Genomic DNA, 21,497 nt, shown 5'->3' with positions numbered 1-21,497 from the left:
ATTTTTTGTCATTATAAATGAAATACAACTCCTAAAATAAAACTGAAAATTAAAATTAAGAGGACAAAAGTGGTGATGTACACATAGGTGAAATCTTTTTCTTTGTAAAAGGAATAGATGGAAACGACGACGCGTAAAACGGGGGTTAGGATTAAGGCAAAAATCCCTAACATCATTACGGAATACGGTTTTAACTGAACCAGTCCGTCCCAGATTTGGCGAAATGATTTAGCGTAGTAACCATTAGGATAACCTAAACCACCTTTTAGCAGAAAGAGTAATAATCCAGCAATCATAATTGCAGCGGAAATGATGACCCCCCAACGTAAAATATTTCCGATCGTTATTTCGACCCGATTAATTTCGGTTTGCTTTGAATTTTCCATTAAATAGTCACCCCAAATCCTTTGAGAATCATTTGTAAGCCCAGGTAAAGTAAAATCGGAATGAAGATCATTCGCAACATCCGAGCTGGCATAATTTGCATAACTCGTGAGCCCACTGCGGCCCCGACAATAATCCCTAAAGCCATGGGTACGGCAATTTGGGGAAGAATTGAGCCGTTGAAAAAGTAAATCGTAGCACTAGCAGCGGCTGTCACTCCCATCATTAAATTACTGGTGGAACTAGAAGGTTTGAGTGGCATTTTCATGAAAGTATCCATGGCAATGACTTTGAAAGCACCAGAGCCAATTCCCAATAATCCACTTGCAATTCCCGCTCCAAACATGACCGTAATTCCCGAAGGAACGTTGGTCACTTTGTAATCAACTTGTTTATGTAAATTTTTATCATAATAAGAGCCGTTGAGTTTTAGTTTTTTAGCAATCGGATCATCACTAGCGGCGTTAGTTTGGACTTGTTTTCCCCATAGTTTGCGAACCATGTTGGCTCCCGAAAAGAAGAGCAGTAGCCCAAATAAAAGGTAAAGAAACACCGGTTTGATTACACCGGTTAATAAAGCACCGACAATCGCCCCAATCGAAGTGGCAATTTCTAAAAACATCGCTACTCGTAAGTTTAAGACGTTGTCCTTTAAATAAGCAATGGTTGCTCCAGAACTAGTCGCAATGACAGCAATGATACTGGCACCAATTGCGTACTTAATGTCTAAACCGAAGCCTAAAGTTAACACGGGCGTAATAATCATTCCGCCCCCAATTCCAAGAATGGAACCGAGCACGCCCACGGCAATTCCGACGAATAACATAATCACGATACTATTAAGCATAGATAGGCCTCACTTTCTTTGTCATTTCCTTTAATTTTACGCTAAACCTTAAGTTTTTGCTTAGGGAAAAAGTTTTAAAAAACAATATGGTATACTATCAGTATAATATTGGAGGCAAGTTTATGATTATTAAAAAGGATCCAAGTCGTCCCTATAAATTGTCAGTTTCATTGTTAATTACGATTTTGTTAGCTATTTCGGTTAAAATGAAATTTGGCTTTATCGACTTTTTAGATACAGTTATGATTGGTGGCGTGCAACACGGCCAGTCTGGTTTTGAAGATAAATTATTCACGGCGATTAGCTTTTTGGCTAGTCCCAAAATGGACATTGTGTGGATGATTATCTTGGCCTTCTTTTTATGGGGCTGTCGTTACAAGATTCCGGCCTTCTGGGCACTATGTTTGCTCTTGGGCGGAGATGTCTTAGGTACGATTTTGAAACACGTCATTGCGCGTCCCCGGCCTAGCTTACATTTAGCAGCGGATGATGGTTTCAGTTTCCCAAGTGGTCACGTTTTAGGGACCTTCTTAGTGGTTAGTGTGATTTGGATTGTTTTAGTCCCCGTGGTTAAGAACAGTACGAATGCCTGGATGATTAAAACGTTGTTGGGATTATGGCTTTTCTTAGTCATGATTTCTCGAGTTTACTTAAATGCGCATTTTCCTTCTGATGTAATTGGTGGAGCATTCTTTGCTTACACTTGGTTACAAATTGCCGAATATCTCTACCTTTGGGTGGCTCCCAAGCTTAAAAACGTTAAATTATTCCATAATAGTTTAGGTTAAGCAAAAAAGGTTTGAAATCAATTGATTTCAAGCCTTTTTGTTTACGATAAATTTGCTTTTTGGGATGCAACATATTCTAAAAAACGTTTGCTAGCAATTGAAAGGGTAGCTGGATCAGTATAAGCGAGATTAATGGAGTGATTTAGCGTCGGAATGGTTTGGAGACCTTTAATTTTAAAGGGACAGTTTTTTAACATTAATTCGGAAACAAAACTAATCCCTAAACCGGCTTCTACCATTGCCATTACCGTATAGTCATCTTGAATTTTATCTTTGATGGACGGGTAAATGTCCAAAATAGCAAAGGCTTCCAAGACACTACTATGCGATCCTTCGGGAATTAAAATCAGATTGTTTGACGTTTCATAAAGTTGACGAAGGTCAACTTGTTTTGCTTGCGCTAAGGGATGTTGTTCTGGAATGATTGCTAACAAACGTTCAATTTTTAACGGACTAACTTTTAATCCATTAGTATACGGCGGCTTTAAAAAGCCTAAATCAATTTTTCCCGATAAAAGGTCTTCCCGGATTTCGTCGTAATCACCTTGATAAAGGGTGAAATGAACGTTGGGATGTAATTGCTCAAACCCGCGAATTAAGCCGGGGAGCCAGTAACGGGACAAACTATTGATAGCTCCAATTTTCACAATTCCGGTTTCTAAGCCGTTAATTTGGTCAGCAATCACCTTGGTATCGGCGTACTGCCGTAACATGTTTTGAAAATGGGGATAGAGTTTTTGGCCAGCCGGGGTTAAAGAGGCTCCAGTGCGGGAGCGTTTCAAGATTTGTACGTTAAATTCAGCCTCTAAACTAGCAATGGCTTGACTAACGGATGACTGGGTATAACCAAGTTCTTTAGCGGCTTTCGTAAAACTTCCCGTGGTAATGATTTTTTGTAGCGCTAATAATCGATGCATTTTAAATCGTTTCTCCTAATACTTAAATTAAAAAGATTAATTTTACTTATTGATGTTCTGATTGTAACATTAAAGCTATCAGATTAGTTGCGCAACTTTTCTCGTGAAAAATTCAAACAGAAATTGGAGAAACATCGTGGGAATTGGAAAACGAATTTTTAAAAAAGAATCAGTCGGAAATTATCTTAAAGCTGATGCTAAATTGAAACGAACTTTGAATGCCTGGGACTTGGTTGCATTAGGGATTGGAGCCGTAATTGGAACCGGGATTTTTATTTTGCCTGGTCATGAAGCCGCCCAACATGCGGGGCCAGCGGTCGCAATTGCCTTTTTATTGGCAGCTTTACTTTCCGGAGTTGTAGGAATGGCTTATGCAGAATTTTCTTCTGCCATGCCGATTGCAGGGTCAGCATATTCCTTCGGTTCAGTCGTTTACGGTGAAATCGTGGGCTGGATGATTGGGTGGTCCTTGATTTTGGAATACTTTTTGGCTGTTTCTGCTGAAGCGACGGGGTTTGCAGCCTACTTTAACAATAACCTTTTGGCTCCAATCGGAATTAATTTGCCAAAAGCTTTACAAAACGGACCAATGGAAGGCGGTGTGATTAATTTAACTGCCGTAGTAATTATCTTGGCCATCGCTTTGATTATTGCTCGTGGAGCTGATTTATCAAAACGAGTGGAAAATGTTGCTGTAATTGTGAAGCTAGCCATCATCATTGTGTTTGTAATTTTGGGTGCTTTCTACATTAAAACTAGTAACTACGTACCGTTTTATCCAAAACAATTTCACGGAAGTCCGTTTGGGATGGGTGGAATTTCAACAGCAGCCGCAACGGTTTTCTTTGCTTTCATCGGTTTTGATGCGTTGGCTGCTAATTCGGCAGAAACAATTAATCCGAAGAAAAACGTGGTTCGTGGAATTTTAGGAACAGTCATCATTGCCGTAATTCTCTATGTGGCTTTCTCGTTGGTCTTAGTTGGAATGGTTCACTACACGGACTTGAACGTTGATGATCCTGCAGCTTATGCTTTACATGCCGTTGGACTTGATTCATGGAACAAATTAATTACGATTGGCGCCTTATTTGGAATATTTACCGCCATGGTTACCATGTTCTTCGGGGGTTCTCGACTAGTTTATGCTCTAGGACGAGACGGTTTATTATCAGAAAAAATGGGTAAAATTAACCCTAAATTCAAGGTTCCCCGGAATGCAATTGTGGTGGCAACTATCATTCAAGCTGTTTTTGCTGGTCTAGTTCCCCTTGAACAATTAGCTTCCTTGATTAATGCCGGCACGTTGTTAGCTTTTGCCTGCATCTCATTTGGGGTAATTCCTTTACGGCGTCGCAAAGACATCAAAAACGATGGATTTAAAATGCCTTTATATCCATATCTTCCCATTGCTGCAGCTTTGATGAGTATTTACTTTATCATTATGTTGCCTGATATGACCAAAATTTCGGTTGGAATCTGGTTGGTAATTGGGTTAGTAACTTATTTTGCCTATGGAATTCGTCATTCTAAATTACAACAACGCCAAAAATAAAAAAGTTCTCCATTAAAATGGGGAACTTTTTGTTTATTCAACGATTTTAGCACCAAGGGCATTTTTCATATGACTTAAAGCAAAGATTTGGCTAGCTTCAGTAAAGCTCGCAACCGCTTTTTGGTGCACAATCACGTTATAACCGAGATTATAGGCACTAATGGCAGTGTGCAAAACACAAATATCAGTAGATACGCCGACTAAATGTAAAGTTTTGACATTGCTTTCCCGTAACCGTAAGTCTAAATCAGTGCCGACAAATGAACTATAACGGGTTTTATCCATTAACCAGACATTTTCGTGGTCTTGATGTTGTTGGTACCACGGTTTCAATTCGCCAAATAATTCCCGGCCCCAAGTATTGCGTTGGTTGTGGGGTGGATACAATTTGGTTTCGGGGTGATAAGGATCACCTTGGGTATGCACATCGGTTGGCAAAATTACGAATTGGTTATCGGCAGCAAATTGATTAGCTAAAGCTAAAATTTCAGGTTCACAGGCTTGGGCTGGTTTACCGAGTGTAAGCGAACCATCATCTGCGACAAAATCGTTAGTATAGTCAATGATTAAAAGGGCTTCTTTGTTTGGCATCATAATCTCCTTGGTTGATTTACTTAGTTAGCTAAATGATACGCTCCTTTACAGGGACTTGCATTTATTTTAATAAAAACTTATACTGTTGGTACACAAATAAATATCTAAGAAGAGGAGCGACTTTTATTAGTAAGGCTACGGAGATCAACCAGATCGATGAACTAGCTTGAAAGGAAACGTCGCCGAAATTAAATAGTTGGTAACTATTTAATTGGGTCTTGGTTGAATAAATCAAGAACTGTCGCATTGGAAAATGCGGAGCGCTTTGCAGACTAATGAACGATTGTTTAATTAGGCTCTTCTGGATTAATTCCTGAGGAGTCTTTTTTATTAGTTTGATGGCCTTTCTTTATCTATAGGAGGAATTTTGTAATGGCTGAAAAACAAGTACAAGTTAAGCGTGGCTTAAAGTCACGACATGTTTCGATGATTGCATTAGGTGGTTGTATCGGAACTGGACTATTCGTTGCCAGTGGGGCAGCGATTCATAATGCAGGACCGGGTGGTGCATTAGTTGCCTACATTTTAATGGGAATCATGGTGTATTTTTTGATGACCAGTTTAGGGGAAATGGCCACTAATTTACCAATCTCTGGTTCATTTTCGACTTATTCTGCTAAGTACGTTGATCCAGCTTTAGGCTTTGCGATGGGCTGGAACTACTGGTTCAACTGGGCAATTACCGTTGCCGTTGATATTTCTACGGTTTCCTTAGTAATGGCCTTTTGGTTCCCCCATGTCCATGCGTGGATTTGGAGTGCAATTGCCTTAGCCATCATTTTTTCGATTAACATTTTGGCAGTTTCGGCATTTGGAGAAACCGAATTTTGGATGTCCTTAATTAAAGTGATTACCATCTTTATTTTCTTAGGAGTCGGAGTATTAACTATTTTTGGAATCATGGGTGGTCATGCTACTGGACTCAGCAACTTTACCTATAAAGATGCTCCATTTGTAAATGGAATTCCCGGAATTTTAAGTGTCTTCGTGGTTGCCGGATTCTCTTTTCAAGGAACTGAACTAGTTGGGATTACGGCCGGTGAAGCCGATGATCCACATAAGAGTGTGCCTAAGGCGATTCATGAAGTATTTTGGCGGATTATCTTATTCTACGTGCTTGCCATCTTTGTGATTGCTGCCGTTATTCCTTATACTAGTCATGATTTATTAGGATCATCCGCAACTGACGTAGCCATTAGTCCCTTTACCGTTGTCTTCAAACGAGCTGGATTAGCGGCCGCTGCCAGTGTGATGAATGCCGTAATTTTAACTTCTGTAATTTCATCGGCTAACTCAGGAATGTACGCCTCAACCAGAATGCTTTACGCAATGGCTGATGAAGGTTACGCACCCAAATCGTTTGGTAAGTTAAGTAAAAATGGAATTCCCGTGCTTTCTTTACTAGCAACGACTTTGATTGCGTTACTTACGTTCTTGACTAGTTTTATTGGACCCCAAATTTACCTTTGGTTAGTAGCTGCATCTGGATTAACCGGCTTTATCGCTTGGTTTGGGATTGCTTTATCACATTATCGTTTTCGGAAAGCCTTTGTTTTGCAAGGGCACAAGGTTAGCGAATTGAAGTATCATGCTACTTGGTTCCCACTTGGACCAATTTTATGTTTGATTCTTTGTATCATTGTCATTTGTGGCCAAGATGTGGGCGCCTTTGCGCACGGGGATTGGTTCCAAATTGCCGTTACTTACATCAGTGTTCCGTTAGTGGTAATTCTTTACCTTGGGTACAAAATTGTGAAGAAAACCCATATTATTCCACTTGATCAAGTCGATGTTAGCCCATCTAAAATTGAAGGCGAAACCGAAGAAAAATAAATTATTCAAATTAAAATAATCATAAAAATGGTACAATTAGTTTTGCTAGTTGGACCATTTTTGATTAGGGGAGAGATTCAAATGATTGTTTTATCAGGAACTATTGGAGCAGGAAAAACATCTTTAACGACTTTGTTAGCAGAACATTTAAACGCACCTGCGTTTTATGAATCAGTGGATGATAATGAGATTTTGCCATTGTTTTATAAAGATCCGAAAAAATATGCCTTTTTACTCCAAATTTATTTTCTAAATAAACGGCTAGATAGTATTAAGGAAGCCAATGCAAATCAATTCAGTGTGATGGATCGCTCCATTTTTGAAGACTCATTACTGTTTCACTTAAACGCCGATTTAGGTCGTTCCACTGAAACAGAAGTTGAAATCTATGATTCCCTCCTTCACAACATGATGGAACCAATTTCTGGTAGTGATTTTCAAAAAAATCCGGATCTATTAATCTATATTAAGGTTTCTTTTGAAACGATGTTGCAACGCATTAAAAAGCGCGGTCGTTCGTTTGAACAGATTGAAACTGATGAGAGTCTCTACGCATACTATCAGGAATTAAATCAACGCTACGTCAAGTGGTATGCTGACTATGATTTATCACCGAAGATGATGATTGATGGTGATAAGTATGACTTTATTGCCGATGATGAGGCTCGTGCTGCAGTTTTAGCCGCGGTTGATCAAAAACTAAAAAAAGTATTAGGCTAATGTTAATTTATATTGTATAATTAAGAAAAATAAAACGAATGCATACCTATAAGTAGACGTACAGAGAGATAACGGGGCTGAGAGTTATCGTCGAAGGTTCCAGTATGCGACAAGGGCAGTTAATCCTGCACGGTGATTCCGTTATTAATCAATAATTAAGGGCCTATCTTCAATGATAGGAACTTGGGTGGTACCGCGAACAAAAAAGACCTTCGTCCCAATTGACGAGGGTCTTTTTCTATACAATGGAGGAATAGCTATGTTAGATATGAAAATGATTCGGCAAAATGCTGACTGGTTCAAACAAAAAATGGCTGACCGTGGAATTGACGGAGCAACCATTGATAAGTTAATGGAATTAGACCAAACTCGACGTGATTTAATTGTAAAAAGTGAAGCACTTAAGGCGGAAAGAAATGCAGTTTCCGAAGAAATTTCACAACTTAAACGAAATAAAGAAAATGCTGATGACCAAATTAAGCGGATGCGCGAAGTTGGAGCTGAAATCAAACAACTTGATGTTGATTTAGAAGCTACCAAAGCAGAACAAGATAATTTAGAAGCCCATCTTCCTAACATTCCTAACGATCAGGTTCCCGTTAGTTTAACGGAAGAAGGTTCCGTGGAACTTCGGAAAGTGGGAACTCCGCGTAAGTTTGATTTCGAACCAAAGCCCCATTGGGAAATTGGGGAAAATCTTGACATTTTAGATTTTAAACGGAGTGCTAAAGTCGCTGGTAGTCGTTTTGTTTACTATGTCGGTGCTGGTTCAATGTTAGAACGGGCCGTTTATAACTTCTACTTAGATGAAAATGATAAAGCCGGTTATACTGAAATTTTGCCACCTTACATGGTTAACTCAGCTTCCATGTTTGGAACTGGTCAATTCCCTAAGTTTAAGGAAAATAAAGCCGGTTTTGAAATTGCCGATAGTGATTTAACGATGATCCCAACGGCCGAAGTTCCGTTAGTTAACTTTTATCGCGATGAAGTGATTCCAGCGGAAAAACTTCCCGTTAAGTTTACTGCGTTAACGCCAGCTTTCCGTTCAGAAGCGGGGAGTGCTGGTCGCGACACTAAAGGATTGATTCGTCTTCACCAATTTAACAAAGTTGAAATGGTACAATTTACGAAACCAGAACAATCATGGGATGCTTTAGAAAACATTACTGCCCAAGCAGAATCATCATTGAAAAAATTAGGCATTCCTTACCATGTAATTACGTTGACTAGTAGCGATATGAGTTTTACAGCTGCGATGACTCATGATATTGAAGTTTGGATGCCATCACAAAACTGTTACCGGGAAATCTCAAGTTGTTCAAACACCACTGATTTCCAAGCTCGTCGGGCTCACATTCAATATCGTGATGAAAACGGTAAGCTCCAATACGTACACACATTGAATGGTTCAGGACTTGCCGTTGGTAGAACGGTAGCCGCCATTTTGGAAAACTTCCAAAATGAAGATGGAACCGTTAATATTCCAGAAGCATTGCAACCATACATGCACGGTAAAACTAAGATTACAAAACAAGACTTATTTTAATTAATGAAAAGGATAGCTCAGTTGGGGTTATCCTTTTTATTATGGAAATGTTCGGATTTTAATGTTCGTATTTTCGTCTTCTAACTATTTGTAGGCACTTTTTACCGAAAAAAACAATCAAAATGCAGATAAATTGCAAAATATTTGCATTTTTTGCTTGATAATGTTCATTTTTAACGGTAAAATCTTAAATATAACTAAAGATAAATACCCAGAGGAGAATGGATATGAAATTTGGAAAAGTTGTAAAGACAGTAGCAGTAGCATCAGCAATGCTAGTCATGGCAGTCGGACTTACTGCTTGTGGTAAAAAAAGCGCCGATACAGGTAGTTATGAACCTAAAAAATTAGTAGTTGAATTTAAACCATCATCAAATGCTGGTTCAGCTGATTCTCAAGTGAAACCATTAGAAAAGTTGTTAACGAAACAACTTCATGTACCCGTTAAAGTGGTCATGCAAACTAGTGGGAGTTCAATGGTAGAAGCCCTGGGCTCAAAAACGGCCGATGTAGCTTTCCTTTCACCTGCTGATTACGTTTTAGCACACAAAAACTATCAAGTTAAACCTTTACTTCAAGGAACGCGTTTTAAATATGATGACAATGAAAATCACACTTCTAAAACTTCCGATACCTTTATCAGTGAAGTGGTTGTGAAAAAAGATAGTGGCATTAACAGTTTGAAAGACTTGAAGGGTAAGAAAATTGCGACCCAAGATGCGACTTCAACTGCCGGATACATTTACCCAGCCGTTGAAATGAACGAACAAGGAATTAACCTTCACAAAAACGGGATTAAAACTTTCACAGTGAAGGGTCATGATCAAGCTGTGATGGCTGTGGAAAATGGAAATGCTGATGCTGCTTTCTGTTTTGAAGGGGCACGTAAGATTGCTTCTAAAGATGATCCAAAAATCATGGAAAACACCAAGGTTATTTACAAAACGAAACCAATTCCAAATGATGCCATCGCCGTTCGTAGCGACATGTCAGCTAAATGGGATACTAAGATTACGGATGCTTTCCAAAACATTGCTAAATCCAAAGAAGGTCACGACATTCTTAACTCACTATACGGTTACGAAGGTTTCGCTAAAATAAACGATAAAGACTTTAATGGAGTTAGAAAAAATCTAGAAGACGTAAAGAAAATCGACAAATAGTTAGGGGATAAAATCGTTGGAAAACCAAACAGTTTTAGAGTTTAAAAACGTTAACAAAGTTTATCAAAGTGGAGTTAAGGGATTAGAAAACATTAACTTTAAAGTCAATCGGGGTGAGTTTGTGGCCGTAGTTGGTTTGTCAGGTGCTGGGAAAAGTACCATGCTGAACTCAATTAACAAGATGATTGATATTACGGATGGAGAAGTTTTAGTTGATGGTGTTGACATCACTAAATTAAAGGGAAAAGCCCTTCGCCAAATGCGTCGTAAAATTGGAATGATTTTCCAAAACTTTAACCTAGTTGAAAGAACTACGGTGCAAAAAAATGTTTTAGCCGGTCGTTCTGGTTACTACCCAACTTGGAAAACAATGCTAGGTTTGTACAGCAAAGCTGATAAACAAAAAGCGATTGCTGAACTTGATAAAGTTAACATGGTTAAAAAATTGTATCGTCGGGCAGATGAACTATCTGGGGGACAAAAACAACGGGTAGCCATTGCACGAACTTTGATGCAAGATCCAACGTTAGTCCTTGCTGATGAACCAGTTGCTTCACTAGATCCGAAGACCAGTAAAGGGGTCATGGATGATCTTTACCATTTGAAAAAGTACGAAAACATTACGGTTTTGGTTAACATTCATTCCGTTGAATTAGCCTTGAAATATGCTGATCGAATTATTGGATTACGTGATGGTAAATTAGTTTATAACAAACCAATTGCCGAAGCTAGCGAAGCTGATTTGAAGCAGATTTATGAAAACGGGGTGGAACAATAATGAACGTCCCTAAACAAAATTTCGTGCACCGCTTCCATTTAATTGGAATCTCGATTGCCGTAATTATGTTAGTTTTGATTTATCTCTCATCCGAAATTACAGGGGTTGATTTCAATACTTTCATGACTAACATTGATCAATTTGGTGTGATTTTGGGACAAATGAAGGATCCGGATTGGTCATATTTGGCAAAAATGAAAGATCCGTTGTTACAAACGGTGCAAATGGCAATTTTAGGAACGACCTTTGGGACGATTTTTGCCGTTCCATTTTCGGTCCTCGCAGCACGTAACATTGTAAAAAATAAAATTGGTCGGGGAATTATTCGAATCATTCTTTCCTTAATTAGAACTTTACCTAACCTGTTATTAGCAGCTTTATTCGTTGCTATCTTTGGAATTGGACCAATGACTGGGGTAATCACCTTAGCGCTCTTTTCCTTTGGGATGGTTTCAAAATTATTCTATGAAGTAATTGAAACCATTGATATGGGACCAGTTCGGGCCATTCGGGCTACCGGAGCTTCGATGGCGCAAACCGTTCGCATTGCCGTAATGCCGCAAGTTGCCGGTCAATTTATGAGTGATTTCTTATACACCCTTGAAATTAACGTCCGTTCATCAACCGTCCTTGGATATTTGGGAGCTGGGGGAATCGGACTTTACTTATCACAAACCTTGGATCAATTTGATTACCCAAGAACTGCAGTAATCATTATTTCAATTTTTGTGGTAGTACTTGTAATTGACACTATCAGTAATTATCTAAGGAAGCGACTACAATAATGAATTTAAAAAAATCAAAATTTGAACGTATGAAATGGATTATTGCCGCAGTTGCGATTATTGCGTTATACGCTTGGTCATTTGCGGGAGTGCCATTTACTGGAATCCAAAGTTCAGCAGGACGCGTAAGTGCCTCAATTTTTAATGGAATTATGCATCCGGACTGGTCTTATGTCTATAACGGTAGCGGAGAAGACATGGTTTCCGAATTGGTAATTACTTTAGCAATTGCCTTCTTAGGAACAATTATTTCAGCCGTTTTATCAGTGCCCTTTGCGTTTTTTGCTGCCCAATCAAATAACAAAATGTTCCATCCGCGTTCTACGATTGGTAAATTCTTGTTAACTGCTATTCGGGCCTTTCCGGAAGTAGTTTTGGCAATTATGTTTATCAAAGCCGTGGGACCTGGTTCATTTGCCGGGGTGTTAGCCATTGGTTTTCACTCTGTCGGAATGTTGGGTAAACTATTCTCAGAAGCAATTGAAGAAATGGATCGGAGTGCTGAAGTTGCGATTGCGGCAGCTGGTGGTACGAAGTGGCAGATTTTCCGCATTGCAACGATGCCCCAAATTTTGCCGGAATTAGTTTCTTATACTTTATATCGGTTTGAAATTTCAGTTCGTTCTGCTTCAATTCTTGGTTTAGTTGGGGCTGGTGGAATTGGGACCCCAATGATGTTTGCTTTGCAAACTCGGAATTGGTCGAAAACGGGAATTATTTTGTTAGGAATTGTAGCGATGGTATTAGCCATTGATGCACTTTCAACCTACTTACGTCGTAAATTAATTTAATTGAAAAAATAAAAGAACTTGCCGAATGGCAAGTTCTTTTTTAGTTGAATGGAATTGATAATGTTGCTTCAGGATTAACCCTATAAGTGATTGGTTGGTTATTCCGATTGGTCATTTCGTAGTCAGTTGAGTAAAGGACCAGCGCTAATTTTCGATCTTTAGGAAGTCGATAGAAGGTCGGTTGGAATTTTAGTTCCACATTATAGAACTGATTTGGTTCAATTGGTTCATTAATGGCTGGGCTAGTTCGATTTTGTAGATTGAGATGGACTTCGGATATTAATTTAAAGGGAGTTGCTTTTTTATTTAAAGTAAATTCCCGTAAATCGTCTGTGTACCACCGATACCCTAAGGGAACCCCGTGTCGTGCTAAAATGGTTGGATTATCGTTAAGTCGGTTAGCATCTCCGTAATCTAGTAAAGCAGCACTAAGCATTCCTAAGTTAGTATCACTAGCCACTTGAAGTTGGACTTTAACTTCACCATTGATGGTAATTTCATCAGCAAAGGTTGTGGTGGCTACCAGCCGATTCGCTTCGAGAGTTTGATCAGTAAGACTAAATAATTGCTGACGCCATGCCTGGGGATGTTGACTATATTTTAAGAAATCAGCTTGTGGAACGTCATTTTTGAAGATTTCGCGATCAAATTTAATTTTTTGGGTAGTTGCTGGCTGACTTGGCCAATTAGTGGCAGAGCGCCAATTATCAGGTTGTACGTTATCCTGCACAATTACATTGGGAAGAATCGTTTCGGCCTGATTATCAAGTTCGTATAATTCGTGCGATAACCAGAGATTAACGATATCCGAAAAATCAAAGGACGGAAAGGCATTAATGTAGACGTGTTGACCCTGATGAAGAATTAATTTCTTTTGAATTGGTAAAGCTTGGATTCCTTGCCAGAGTTCATAGGGATTTCGGAGTTTCACGTTCCAATCATTTAATCCATGCACTAACATGACATCGGCTTTAATTTTTTGCATTTGATTACGATAATTACGATCATCCCAAAATTGATTATAACTTCCAGTAACGCGGTCTTGCGCAATTGCCATTTGCTTTAAGTATCTGTCAAAGGTGGGACGGATTTTTAAGTTATCACCGGGACGTAAACTGCGAGAAAAAGTTTCGCCAGCTAAAACATCCGCATCTTCGCCTTGAAAACCGCCGGGGGCAACTACTAAACCATTTTCCCGATAATAGTCATACCACGAAGAGATAGCCGCTTCAGCCACAATCGTTTTTAACCCAGCGACACCGGTAGTAGCCGCCGCAATTGCCAAAGTCCCCAAATAGGAACGGCCTGTCATTGCCACGTTCCCGTTACACCAATCAGCCTTGATTTGAATGCCATCAGTCCGGTTGGTAAACGCCACACGATCGCCATGTAACCATTCAATCACGGCAATGGTACTAGCGGTTTGTTGTGGGTCGCCACAAGTTTGGAGACCGTCTGAATCAATGGTCCCAATTCCAGCGGCATAAACGCTGGCAAAACCACGAACTAACAGATAGTCGTTTAAAGTGTAACCTGGTTTGGGTTGATGCGTTTCGGTAGCTTGGGTAGCAGAACCGTTAATTTGGGAGTTAGTCCCCTGGATTAATGGTTTTGGCTGGGTGAGTTCAATTTTACCGGCGACTTTTTCGGTTAGGTCTTGTTGAACATTATGCGTTAATTGTGCTCCCAAATGATCATTTACGCCTTGGTCATACGGTGAAGCCGTGTAAGCTACCGGAACTTGAACATCGGTTTTGGGGCGGTTAATTTCAACTTTGATTAAGTCATTTTTGCCGTCAAAATCAGAATCAAAGTCAGTTTGGACATAGACAGTTTCATATTTAAAATCTTGCGCTAAGAAAGTTGCCTGGGCCTTGCCGTTAAAAAACAAAGGATGGTTAAGCGTAAATTCGGGCTTGGTAAAGTAACCTTGGGCGGCTAAACGATCAAGTAAGGTCAAATCGTTTTTCCCATGGGTATTTAATAAGTCATACCAGGCTTCAATGAGACTTGTGGTTGAATTAACGGTTTGATGGTAGAACAAATTTAGGTTAGTCATGGCTACCAGTGGCTGTTTGAGGTCAAAGTCAACGTCCGCTTGAAAGCCAAGTAGTTGTAAAGCCACTAAATAAAATACTTCAGCTGAAAGCGGCGTATTAGAAGCAAAAAAGTCGCCTAAGCGTTCATCTGGAGTTGCTAAAAACTGATTTAAGGTTGTTTTTAAATTAGCAGAACTAAGCTTGGTGGGCTGAATTTGGTTTAAAAATGAATGAAAAAGGGCTTTTTCATCATTGTCTTCGGTTGCAAAGCCCACTCGTTGAAGTTCTTTCTTCATCGTGGCTAAATTAGGGTGTAATTGGGCAAATTGATTAATTTTCATAAATGGCTCCTTTAAGTAATTGTCGTGATTTTTAAAACATTTGTTCATGAATTAGTGTAGAATAAGGGTATACTACTTTTCAGATGGAGAAACTGATGAATAAAAATTTAAAAGATCAGATTAAAGCAAATGTTTTAAATACGCAACTTTCTAATATTTATGGGTTTAGTGAAAAAATCAGTAAAATTCCTGATTTAGTTAAGCTTACACTAGGTGAGCCTGATTTTGCCACTCCTACTCACGTCAAACAGGCAGCGATTGCGGCGATTGATGATAATGAGAGTCATTATACAGCGACGTGGGGGAGAATTGAAACCCGAAGAGCTGCTGCTGAATTTTTGCAAAACAAATATGGGGTTATCTATGATCCAGCAACCCAAATGGTAGTTACTAATGGGGTAACGGAAGCTATGTACGATACTTTAGCAACCTTTATTGAAGCGGGGGATGAAGTTTTAGTTCCCACGCCGGCTTTTCCTGTTTACTACTCATTGATTGATTTAAATGGTGGTAAGCTAGTGCAGATTAACACGCAACCAGATGATTTTCTCTTAACTCCGGACCGATTAAAAAAGGCAATTACGGAGCATCCTCATGCCAAAATGATTATTTTGAATTTCCCTTCTAATCCTACGGGGCGGACTTACTCTGCCAATGAAGTTCAAGCACTGGCTGAAATTTTAGAAGAAACTAATTTAGTGGTGGTTAGTGATGAAATTTATTCTGAACTAACTTACGGCCAAAAACATACCTCAATTGCTAAATTTATTCCCGACCAAACAATTTTATTTAATGGATTATCTAAATCACATGCCATGACCGGTTGGCGAATTGGAATTTTTGCCGGACCTAGTGATTTAGTGGCTCAAATTGCGAAAGTTCATGAATTGGTGACCACTTCAGTTATGACCGCTGCCCAAGTAGCAGCTGAAGAAGCCTTTGCTAATGGGCAAGATGATGCGTTACCAATGGTAGAAGCATACTTGAAACGGCGTGACTATTTACATGAAGGACTAGAAAAATTAGGTTTTCAAAATGAGCTTCCGGAAGGAGCCTTTTATATCTTTGCTAAGATTCCTGCTCACTTAAACCAGAATAGTTATGATTTTTGTATTGAAATCGCGGAAAAGGCGAAAGTGGGGATGATTCCGGGATCAAGTTTCGGAGCCGGTGGTGAAGGCTACGTCCGGTTAAGTTATGCAACTAGTTTTGCAAATTTACAAGAAGCTTTAAATCGGTTACAGAATTACCTTGCAACCAAATAAAAAAGAACGAATCCGCGGATTCGTTCTTTTTAGTATGCAATTAAACGGTTGGTTTATTCTAAACCAGTTGCTTTCATACCGTTATGAGCAGTTTCTTGTAAAGTCTTAGCTGAAGCAGCCATTTTAGCTTTTTCTTCATCACTAAGTGGAATTTCAATTACGTTTGCAATTCCGCTAGCATTAATTACTGCAGGGGTACCAATGTAAATATCGTTCAAACCATATTCACCGTTCATTGGGGCACCAACAGGAAGCACAGCGTTTTCGTTACGTAAGATAGCACGAGAAATTCTCATTAAGGCAGTACCAACACCGTAGAAAGTAGCACCTTTTTTGTTGATGATTGTGTAAGCTTTGTTACGAGTTTCGTCTTCAAGCTTAAGTAAATCATCTTTAGTAACGTTACGATCAGCAGCGTATTTAAGTAATGGAACATTACCAATGGTAGCTTCATCAAGATCGGCAAATTCTGAATCACCGTGTTCACCTAAAATGTAAGCATCTACACTAGCGGGGTCAAGGTTGAATTGTTTAGCAACTGCAACACGGAAACGACCAGTATCAAGTGAAGTACCTGAACCAATTACTTTTTCTTTAGGGAAGCCAGATAATTTTTGCGTTGCGTAAGTTAAGATATCAACTGGGTTAGCAGCAACTAAGAAAATTCCATTGAATCCTGATTCAACAACTGGTTTAACGATTGTTGATAAGATTTTAAGGTTTTTGTTAACTAAGTCTAAACGAGTTTCACCTGGTTTTTGAGGTGCTCCAGCAGTAATAACTACCAAGTCAGCATCTTTACAATCAGAATATTCACCTGAGTAAATGTTCTTTGGTGAAGTAAATGGAGTAGCATCTTCAAGATCAAGTGCATCTCCAGTAGTCCGTTCTTTGTTAATATCGATGATTACGAATTCTTCAGCGATACCTTGTTGAACCATGGCGAATGCGTATGAAGAACCAACGGCACCGTCACCAACTAAAACAACTTTTTGATGTTTTTCAGCCATAATAATCTTCCTTTCAAATTCCAAATTTAATTATGTTTCAGTGACATTGTACCATTTTTTGAAAGCGAATTCACAATATATAGAATGCAAAGTCACGGTTCAGAAAAAAATTAAAAAAAGATTGCAAAAAAGGTTGACGATGATCGATATCGATGATATTATTTAATAGTTGTCAAAACGGGTTTCCGTTTCCCAGTCAACAAGTAATTCAATGGAAGATTAGCTCAGCTGGGAGAGCATCTGCCTTACAAGCAGGAGGTCACAGGTTCGATCCCTGTATCTTCCATTGAGCCGTTAGCTCAGCCGGTAGAGCATCTGACTTTTAATCAGAGGGTCGGCAGTTCGAACCTGCCACGGCTCATTTTCAAATAGTAAAAATAATATCATGCGGGCATGGCGGAATTGGCAGACGCGCTAGATTTAGGTTCTAGTATCTTCGTGATGTGGGGGTTCGAATCCCTTTGCCCGCATATTATTTTTGCCGACTTAGCTCAGTTGGCTAGAGCGCGTCACTAGTAATGATGAGGTCGGAGGTTCGAGTCCTCTAGTCGGCATTATGCGGAAGTAGTTCAGTGGTAGAACGCCAGCTTGCCATGCTGGAGGTCGCGGGTTCGAATCCCGTCTTCCGCTTTTTATATTAAAATATAAATTTGCCGGGGTGGCGGAATTGGCAGACGCACAGGACTTAAAATCCTGCGGTCAGTAATGACCGTACCGGTTCGATCCCGGTCCTCGGCATTTATTATGCACCTATAGCGCAATTGGATAGAGTGTCTGACTACGAATCAGAAGGTTGCAGGTTCGACTCCTGCTAGGTGCATTTTTTCGGGAAGTGGCTCAGCTTGGTAGAGCACCTGGTTTGGGACCAGGGGGTCGCAGGTTCGAATCCTGTCTTCCCGATCGAATATGAAGTACGAATGATTAATTTCATTCGTACTTTTTTGTTTTGGTAAGTAAAGTTACTTGTCATTTTGGAGCGATGTTTATATAATTAAAGTCAACATTAGTCAGAGATGAGATGATAATATGGCAAGTCATAGTATGTCAGATACAATTGAAGAATATTTAAAAAAATTATTGGCTGAATGTGATGAAGAAGTAGAAATTCGTCGTTCAGATATTGCAGAACACTTTGATGTAGTTCCTTCTCAAATTAACTATGTCATTAAAACTCGGTTTACCATTCAAGACGGGTTTGTCGTCCAAAGTAAACGTGGTGGCGGTGGCTACATTCGAATTGAAAGAATAAATTTAACGGAAGATTCAAATGTATTTGATCGCTTAATTGATTCAATCGGCGATACGATTAGTCAAAAAGACGAAGAAGATATTTTGAATACTTTATTAGATAATGGATTATTAAATAATCGTGAGGTACATATGGTTGCGTCAATCCTTACTCACGATGCAATCAATGTTTCAAACTATGAAACAGAAGAAAAAGTGCGTGCAAACGTATTGTCGGCGTTATTATGTCGCTTAAAATATGAATGCTAGCTGAAAGAAGGTTTTTTAATGGAAGACTCATTAACTCCTAGTGCAAAAAAAGCGCTTATGATTGCGCAAGAACAAGCGCGCAATTTTCAACATCAATCAGTTGGGACTGAACATTTGCTCTTGGCATTAGCCATTGAAAAAAGTGGAATTGCTTATCAAACTTTAAACCAACTCTCTGTTACCGAACAGGATGTAAAAGAAGAAATTGAACAAATTGCTGGATACGGTAATTTGCAAAAAGATGCGGCAACTTATTTGCCCTATTCACCCAAAATGCGTGAAATTTTAAAATTAGCCGGTCAAATTGCCAAACAATATGGTAGTCAACGGGTCGGTACAGAACATTTATTATTAGCTTTAACTAGCGAAAATGAAATTGTTTCTTCGAGAATTTTAAATAGTCTAGGAATTTCTCCAGACGATGTGCGTAAAATTACAATCCGTAAAATGGGAGTGCCTGATCAAGGAATGCCAACGGAAAGCAAAAATGATGCTAAAGAAAAAACCCCAACGCTCGATGCCTTTGCCAAAGATTTGACCAAAGCTGCTCGTGATGGGCAATTAGATCCAATTATTGGACGTGATCAAGAAGTTCGGCGGGCAATTCAGATTTTAAGCCGACGGACGAAAAATAATCCCGTTTTAATTGGGGAACCAGGGGTTGGTAAAACCGCCATTGCGGAAGGTTTAGCCCAAAAGATTGTGGAAAAAGTGGTTCCCAGAGACTTAAACGATAAACGAGTAATGGCTCTTGATATGGGAACTTTGGTGGCTGGTACGAAATATCGTGGTGAATTTGAAAATCGCCTCAAAAAAATTATTAATGAAATTAAGACCAATGGAAATGTGATTCTCTTCGTTGATGAACTTCACACTTTAATTGGGGCCGGTGGAGCTGAAGGGGCAATTGATGCTTCTAACATTTTGAAACCGGCATTAGCTCGTGGTGAAATTCAAATGATTGGAGCCACAACGCTCAATGAGTACCAAAAACACATTGAATCAGATGCAGCCCTTGAACGGCGGTTTGCCACTATTCAAGTCGAAGAGCCAAGTGTAGATGAAGCCAAGAAAATTTTGACTGGCTTACGGCCTAAATATGAAGAACATCACCATGTTCAAATTACTGATGACGCAATTAATGCGGCAGTTGATTTATCGAGTCGTTACATTAGTGGTCGTTTCTTGCCAGATAAAGCAATCGATTTAATGGATGAAGCAGCTGCTAAAGTCCGAATTGATGCCATGGGAGATCCGACTGATTTAACCTCGTCACAACGGGCCCTTGATGAAGCACGAAATAATAAAGATCAGGCGATTGAAGAACAACGTTTTGATGACGCAGTTCGCTTCCGGAATCAAGAACAAGAACTAGAGACGATTGTTGCTAAATTGTTAAAAGCAGATGAAGCAAAACGCCAAGAAGAAAACCAAAAACATACTTACAAACTAAAAGAAGACGTTGAATCAGTAGCACAAATTGTGGCTGAATGGACTGGTATTCCCGTTACCCATCTTAAGCAAACTGATGCAGATCGTTTATTAAACTTAGAAAAAGTCTTACATCAGCGAGTAATTGGTCAAGATGAAGCCGTTACTGCGGTTGCTAAAGCGGTTCGGCGGGCGCGCAGTGGTTTGAAAGATCCCAATCGTCCAATTGGTTCGTTTATTTTCTTAGGACCTACTGGGGTAGGAAAAACGGAATTAGCAAAAGACTTAGCTGAAGAAATGTTTGGCTCAGAAGACGATGTAATTAGAGTTGATATGAGCGAATACATGGAAAAATATTCAACTAGTCGGTTAGTGGGTTCAGCCCCTGGGTATGTTGGGTACGAAGAGGGTGGCCAACTTACAGAAAAGGTTAGAAAACATCCTTATTCGGTAATTTTGCTTGATGAAGTTGAAAAAGCTCATCCAGACGTCTTTAACTTGTTATTGCAAGTCCTTGATGATGGATTTTTGACGGATTCTAAGGGACGAAAAGTTGATTTTCGGAATACCGTGATTATTATGACATCTAATTTAGGTGCCTCTGCCTTGAGGGAACAAAAGACGGTTGGTTTTGATGCCAAGCAGGACGTAAATAATGATGCAGAAATGAAACGGGTTATTCAAGAAAAAATGAAACAATTTTTCCGCCCAGAATTCTTGAATCGAATTGATGAAACGGTAATTTTCCACGGTTTAACTGAATCAGAACTTCACCGAATTGTGAAATTAATGACGAAACGGTTAGTTGATCGCGTTGAGAAACAAGGGTATACCTTGAAAATCACCCCCGCTGCGATTGATGTAGTTGCTAAAAAAGGCTATAACCCTGAATATGGTGCTCGTCCCTTACGAAGAGCCCTTCAAAGTGAAATTGAAGATCCATTAAGTGATGACTTATTGACTGGGAAATTCAATCTCGGTGATAAAATCACAGTGGGTGCCCAAAAAGGTAAAATTACAATTACACATAAAACACCAGTTATATAGAAAAAACGCCATTGAAAAATGGCGTTTTTTGTTGACGAAAACCTTTGCTAGCGTTATGATATAGTAGTATATAGTGAATTGAAATGAGTTGTTTCGATCTATTGTCCGAAACGACGCTTATAGTTACCCAAAAATAGATCGTTCTATTTTTGGCTTTTTTTTGCTT

18 protein-coding genes, 8 tRNA genes and 1 riboswitch are annotated in these 21,497 nt (G+C 39.3%); of the genes, 20 read left to right on the top strand and 6 right to left on the bottom strand.

The genetic code is table 11. The features are described 5' to 3' along the window. Window positions 1-11: 11 nt before the first annotated feature. Entirely contained in the window at window positions 12-386 is a 375-nt protein-coding gene (locus ACEPSS_RS00850) for a DUF1634 domain-containing protein (RefSeq protein WP_395319312.1), read from the bottom strand. Continuing rightward, window positions 386-1,231 (bottom strand): sulfite exporter TauE/SafE family protein, encoded by an 846-nt coding sequence (locus tag ACEPSS_RS00845; protein ID WP_395319310.1) that lies wholly within the window; start codon window positions 1,229-1,231, stop codon window positions 386-388. The genes ACEPSS_RS00850 and ACEPSS_RS00845 overlap by 1 nt, the downstream gene beginning before the upstream one ends. A gap of 122 nt (window positions 1,232-1,353) precedes the next feature. Here ACEPSS_RS00845 and ACEPSS_RS00840 point away from each other — a divergent pair, with 122 nt between their 5' ends. Next, complete coding sequence (locus tag ACEPSS_RS00840; protein WP_395319309.1) at window positions 1,354-2,019, top strand: phosphatase PAP2 family protein; 666 nt, start codon at window positions 1,354-1,356, stop codon at window positions 2,017-2,019. Window positions 2,020-2,060: 41 nt separating this feature from the next. Here the strand turns inward: ACEPSS_RS00840 and ACEPSS_RS00835 are convergent, their stop codons facing one another. Next, window positions 2,061-2,936, bottom strand: a complete 876-nt coding sequence (locus ACEPSS_RS00835; protein WP_395319307.1) for a LysR family transcriptional regulator — start codon at window positions 2,934-2,936, stop codon at window positions 2,061-2,063. A 142-nt stretch (window positions 2,937-3,078) separates the two neighbouring features. Between ACEPSS_RS00835 and ACEPSS_RS00830 the strand changes: the two genes are divergently transcribed. Next, entirely contained in the window at window positions 3,079-4,488 is a 1,410-nt protein-coding gene (locus ACEPSS_RS00830; protein WP_395320439.1) for an amino acid permease, read from the top strand. A 33-nt stretch (window positions 4,489-4,521) separates the two neighbouring features. On the opposite strand, the gene ACEPSS_RS00825 is transcribed toward ACEPSS_RS00830, so the two are convergent. Continuing rightward, window positions 4,522-5,079 carry a cysteine hydrolase family protein gene (locus ACEPSS_RS00825; protein ID WP_395320438.1) on the bottom strand — a complete coding sequence of 186 codons (558 nt, stop codon included), beginning with the start codon at window positions 5,077-5,079 and terminating at the stop codon, window positions 4,522-4,524. Between the two features lie 104 nt (window positions 5,080-5,183). Next, window positions 5,184-5,356: riboswitch (Lysine riboswitch) on the top strand. A gap of 98 nt (window positions 5,357-5,454) precedes the next feature. Here ACEPSS_RS00825 and ACEPSS_RS00820 point away from each other — a divergent pair. The 7 genes from ACEPSS_RS00820 to phnE (ACEPSS_RS00790) all read left to right on the top strand — a co-directional run bounded on the left by ACEPSS_RS00820 (window position 5,455) and on the right by phnE (ACEPSS_RS00790) (window position 12,701). Beyond that, a complete protein-coding gene (locus tag ACEPSS_RS00820; RefSeq protein WP_395319305.1) occupies window positions 5,455-6,915 on the top strand; it encodes an amino acid permease in 1,461 nt (486 codons plus the stop codon). Window positions 6,916-6,996: 81 nt separating this feature from the next. Further along, window positions 6,997-7,635, top strand: a complete 639-nt coding sequence (locus ACEPSS_RS00815) for a deoxynucleoside kinase (protein WP_395319303.1) — start codon at window positions 6,997-6,999, stop codon at window positions 7,633-7,635. 259 nt (window positions 7,636-7,894) lie between these two features. Beyond that, on the top strand, window positions 7,895-9,184 hold the full coding sequence (serS, locus tag ACEPSS_RS00810; RefSeq protein WP_395319301.1) for a serine--tRNA ligase: 1,290 nt from the start codon (window positions 7,895-7,897) through the stop codon (window positions 9,182-9,184). 227 nt (window positions 9,185-9,411) lie between these two features. Next, window positions 9,412-10,347 (top strand): phosphate/phosphite/phosphonate ABC transporter substrate-binding protein, encoded by a 936-nt coding sequence (locus tag ACEPSS_RS00805; RefSeq protein ID WP_395319299.1) that lies wholly within the window; start codon window positions 9,412-9,414, stop codon window positions 10,345-10,347. A 16-nt stretch (window positions 10,348-10,363) separates the two neighbouring features. Next, window positions 10,364-11,125, top strand: coding sequence for a phosphonate ABC transporter ATP-binding protein (gene phnC, locus ACEPSS_RS00800; protein ID WP_395319297.1), 762 nt, complete (start codon window positions 10,364-10,366; stop codon window positions 11,123-11,125). Beyond that, the gene (phnE, locus tag ACEPSS_RS00795; protein WP_395319295.1) at window positions 11,125-11,910 is read left to right on the top strand and encodes a phosphonate ABC transporter, permease protein PhnE; all 786 of its coding nucleotides are present in this window, start codon (window positions 11,125-11,127) and stop codon (window positions 11,908-11,910) included. Before phnC ends, phnE (ACEPSS_RS00795) begins: the two co-directional genes overlap by 1 nt. Continuing rightward, the gene (gene phnE / locus ACEPSS_RS00790; RefSeq protein ID WP_395319293.1) at window positions 11,910-12,701 is read left to right on the top strand and encodes a phosphonate ABC transporter, permease protein PhnE; all 792 of its coding nucleotides are present in this window, start codon (window positions 11,910-11,912) and stop codon (window positions 12,699-12,701) included. The genes phnE (ACEPSS_RS00795) and phnE (ACEPSS_RS00790) overlap by 1 nt, the downstream gene beginning before the upstream one ends. A 40-nt stretch (window positions 12,702-12,741) precedes the next feature. On the opposite strand, the gene ACEPSS_RS00785 is transcribed toward phnE (ACEPSS_RS00790), so the two are convergent. Continuing rightward, on the bottom strand, window positions 12,742-15,081 hold the full coding sequence (locus ACEPSS_RS00785; RefSeq protein ID WP_395319291.1) for a Xaa-Pro dipeptidyl-peptidase: 2,340 nt from the start codon (window positions 15,079-15,081) through the stop codon (window positions 12,742-12,744). 95 nt (window positions 15,082-15,176) lie between these two features. On the opposite strand from ACEPSS_RS00785, the gene ACEPSS_RS00780 reads away from it, so the two are divergent. Further along, on the top strand, window positions 15,177-16,346 hold the full coding sequence (locus tag ACEPSS_RS00780; RefSeq protein WP_395319289.1) for an aminotransferase class I/II-fold pyridoxal phosphate-dependent enzyme: 1,170 nt from the start codon (window positions 15,177-15,179) through the stop codon (window positions 16,344-16,346). A gap of 53 nt (window positions 16,347-16,399) precedes the next feature. On the opposite strand, the gene ACEPSS_RS00775 is transcribed toward ACEPSS_RS00780, so the two are convergent. After that, a complete protein-coding gene (locus ACEPSS_RS00775; protein WP_395320436.1) occupies window positions 16,400-17,362 on the bottom strand; it encodes an L-lactate dehydrogenase in 963 nt (320 codons plus the stop codon). A 207-nt stretch (window positions 17,363-17,569) separates the two neighbouring features. On the opposite strand from ACEPSS_RS00775, the gene ACEPSS_RS00770 reads away from it, so the two are divergent. The 10 genes from ACEPSS_RS00770 (at window position 17,570) to ACEPSS_RS00725 (ending at window position 21,331) form a co-directional block, all read left to right on the top strand. Further along, window positions 17,570-17,642: transfer RNA gene (locus tag ACEPSS_RS00770), tRNA-Val, on the top strand. A gap of 2 nt (window positions 17,643-17,644) precedes the next feature. Further along, window positions 17,645-17,717 (top strand) — tRNA-Lys (locus tag ACEPSS_RS00765). Between the two features lie 26 nt (window positions 17,718-17,743). Continuing rightward, window positions 17,744-17,826: transfer RNA gene (locus ACEPSS_RS00760), tRNA-Leu, on the top strand. Between the two features lie 10 nt (window positions 17,827-17,836). After that, window positions 17,837-17,910, top strand: a tRNA-Thr gene (locus ACEPSS_RS00755). Window positions 17,911-17,914: 4 nt separating this feature from the next. Beyond that, window positions 17,915-17,986: transfer RNA gene (locus ACEPSS_RS00750), tRNA-Gly, on the top strand. Window positions 17,987-18,008: 22 nt separating this feature from the next. After that, window positions 18,009-18,094 (top strand) — tRNA-Leu (locus tag ACEPSS_RS00745). An 8-nt stretch (window positions 18,095-18,102) separates the two neighbouring features. Beyond that, window positions 18,103-18,176, top strand: a tRNA-Arg gene (locus ACEPSS_RS00740). A 6-nt stretch (window positions 18,177-18,182) separates the two neighbouring features. After that, window positions 18,183-18,256, top strand: a tRNA-Pro gene (locus tag ACEPSS_RS00735). 126 nt (window positions 18,257-18,382) lie between these two features. Continuing rightward, window positions 18,383-18,853, top strand: coding sequence for a CtsR family transcriptional regulator (locus ACEPSS_RS00730; RefSeq protein ID WP_395319287.1), 471 nt, complete (start codon window positions 18,383-18,385; stop codon window positions 18,851-18,853). Between the two features lie 18 nt (window positions 18,854-18,871). Then, entirely contained in the window at window positions 18,872-21,331 is a 2,460-nt protein-coding gene (locus ACEPSS_RS00725; protein WP_395319285.1) for an ATP-dependent Clp protease ATP-binding subunit, read from the top strand. Window positions 21,332-21,497 lie beyond the last annotated feature (166 nt).

It is taken from the genome of Fructilactobacillus frigidiflavus (assembly GCF_044054575.1).
GTDB classification, from domain to species: domain Bacteria; phylum Bacillota; class Bacilli; order Lactobacillales; family Lactobacillaceae; genus Fructilactobacillus; species Fructilactobacillus frigidiflavus.
The sequence above is the reverse complement of the archived record's forward strand: the minus strand, read 5'-3'. Positions and strand labels throughout refer to the sequence as shown.

Excerpts from the sequence above, each read along its gene's own strand:
- ACEPSS_RS00850 (WP_395319312.1), bottom strand. The coding sequence starts at position 386 with ATGGAAAATTCAAAGCAAACCGAAATTAATCGGGTCGAAATAACGATC.
- ACEPSS_RS00845 (WP_395319310.1), bottom strand. The coding sequence starts at position 1,231 with ATGCTTAATAGTATCGTGATTATGTTATTCGTCGGAATTGCCGTGGGC.
- ACEPSS_RS00840 (WP_395319309.1), top strand. The coding sequence starts at position 1,354 with ATGATTATTAAAAAGGATCCAAGTCGTCCCTATAAATTGTCAGTTTCA.
- ACEPSS_RS00835 (WP_395319307.1), bottom strand. The coding sequence starts at position 2,936 with ATGCATCGATTATTAGCGCTACAAAAAATCATTACCACGGGAAGTTTT.
- ACEPSS_RS00825 (WP_395320438.1), bottom strand. The coding sequence starts at position 5,079 with ATGCCAAACAAAGAAGCCCTTTTAATCATTGACTATACTAACGATTTT.
- ACEPSS_RS00820 (WP_395319305.1), top strand. The coding sequence starts at position 5,455 with ATGGCTGAAAAACAAGTACAAGTTAAGCGTGGCTTAAAGTCACGACAT.
- ACEPSS_RS00815 (WP_395319303.1), top strand. The coding sequence starts at position 6,997 with ATGATTGTTTTATCAGGAACTATTGGAGCAGGAAAAACATCTTTAACG.
- serS (WP_395319301.1), top strand. The coding sequence starts at position 7,895 with ATGTTAGATATGAAAATGATTCGGCAAAATGCTGACTGGTTCAAACAA.
- ACEPSS_RS00805 (WP_395319299.1), top strand. The coding sequence starts at position 9,412 with ATGAAATTTGGAAAAGTTGTAAAGACAGTAGCAGTAGCATCAGCAATG.
- phnE (WP_395319295.1), top strand. The coding sequence starts at position 11,125 with ATGAACGTCCCTAAACAAAATTTCGTGCACCGCTTCCATTTAATTGGA.
- phnE (WP_395319293.1), top strand. The coding sequence starts at position 11,910 with ATGAATTTAAAAAAATCAAAATTTGAACGTATGAAATGGATTATTGCC.
- ACEPSS_RS00785 (WP_395319291.1), bottom strand. The coding sequence starts at position 15,081 with ATGAAAATTAATCAATTTGCCCAATTACACCCTAATTTAGCCACGATG.
- ACEPSS_RS00780 (WP_395319289.1), top strand. The coding sequence starts at position 15,177 with ATGAATAAAAATTTAAAAGATCAGATTAAAGCAAATGTTTTAAATACG.
- ACEPSS_RS00730 (WP_395319287.1), top strand. The coding sequence starts at position 18,383 with ATGGCAAGTCATAGTATGTCAGATACAATTGAAGAATATTTAAAAAAA.
- ACEPSS_RS00725 (WP_395319285.1), top strand. The coding sequence starts at position 18,872 with ATGGAAGACTCATTAACTCCTAGTGCAAAAAAAGCGCTTATGATTGCG.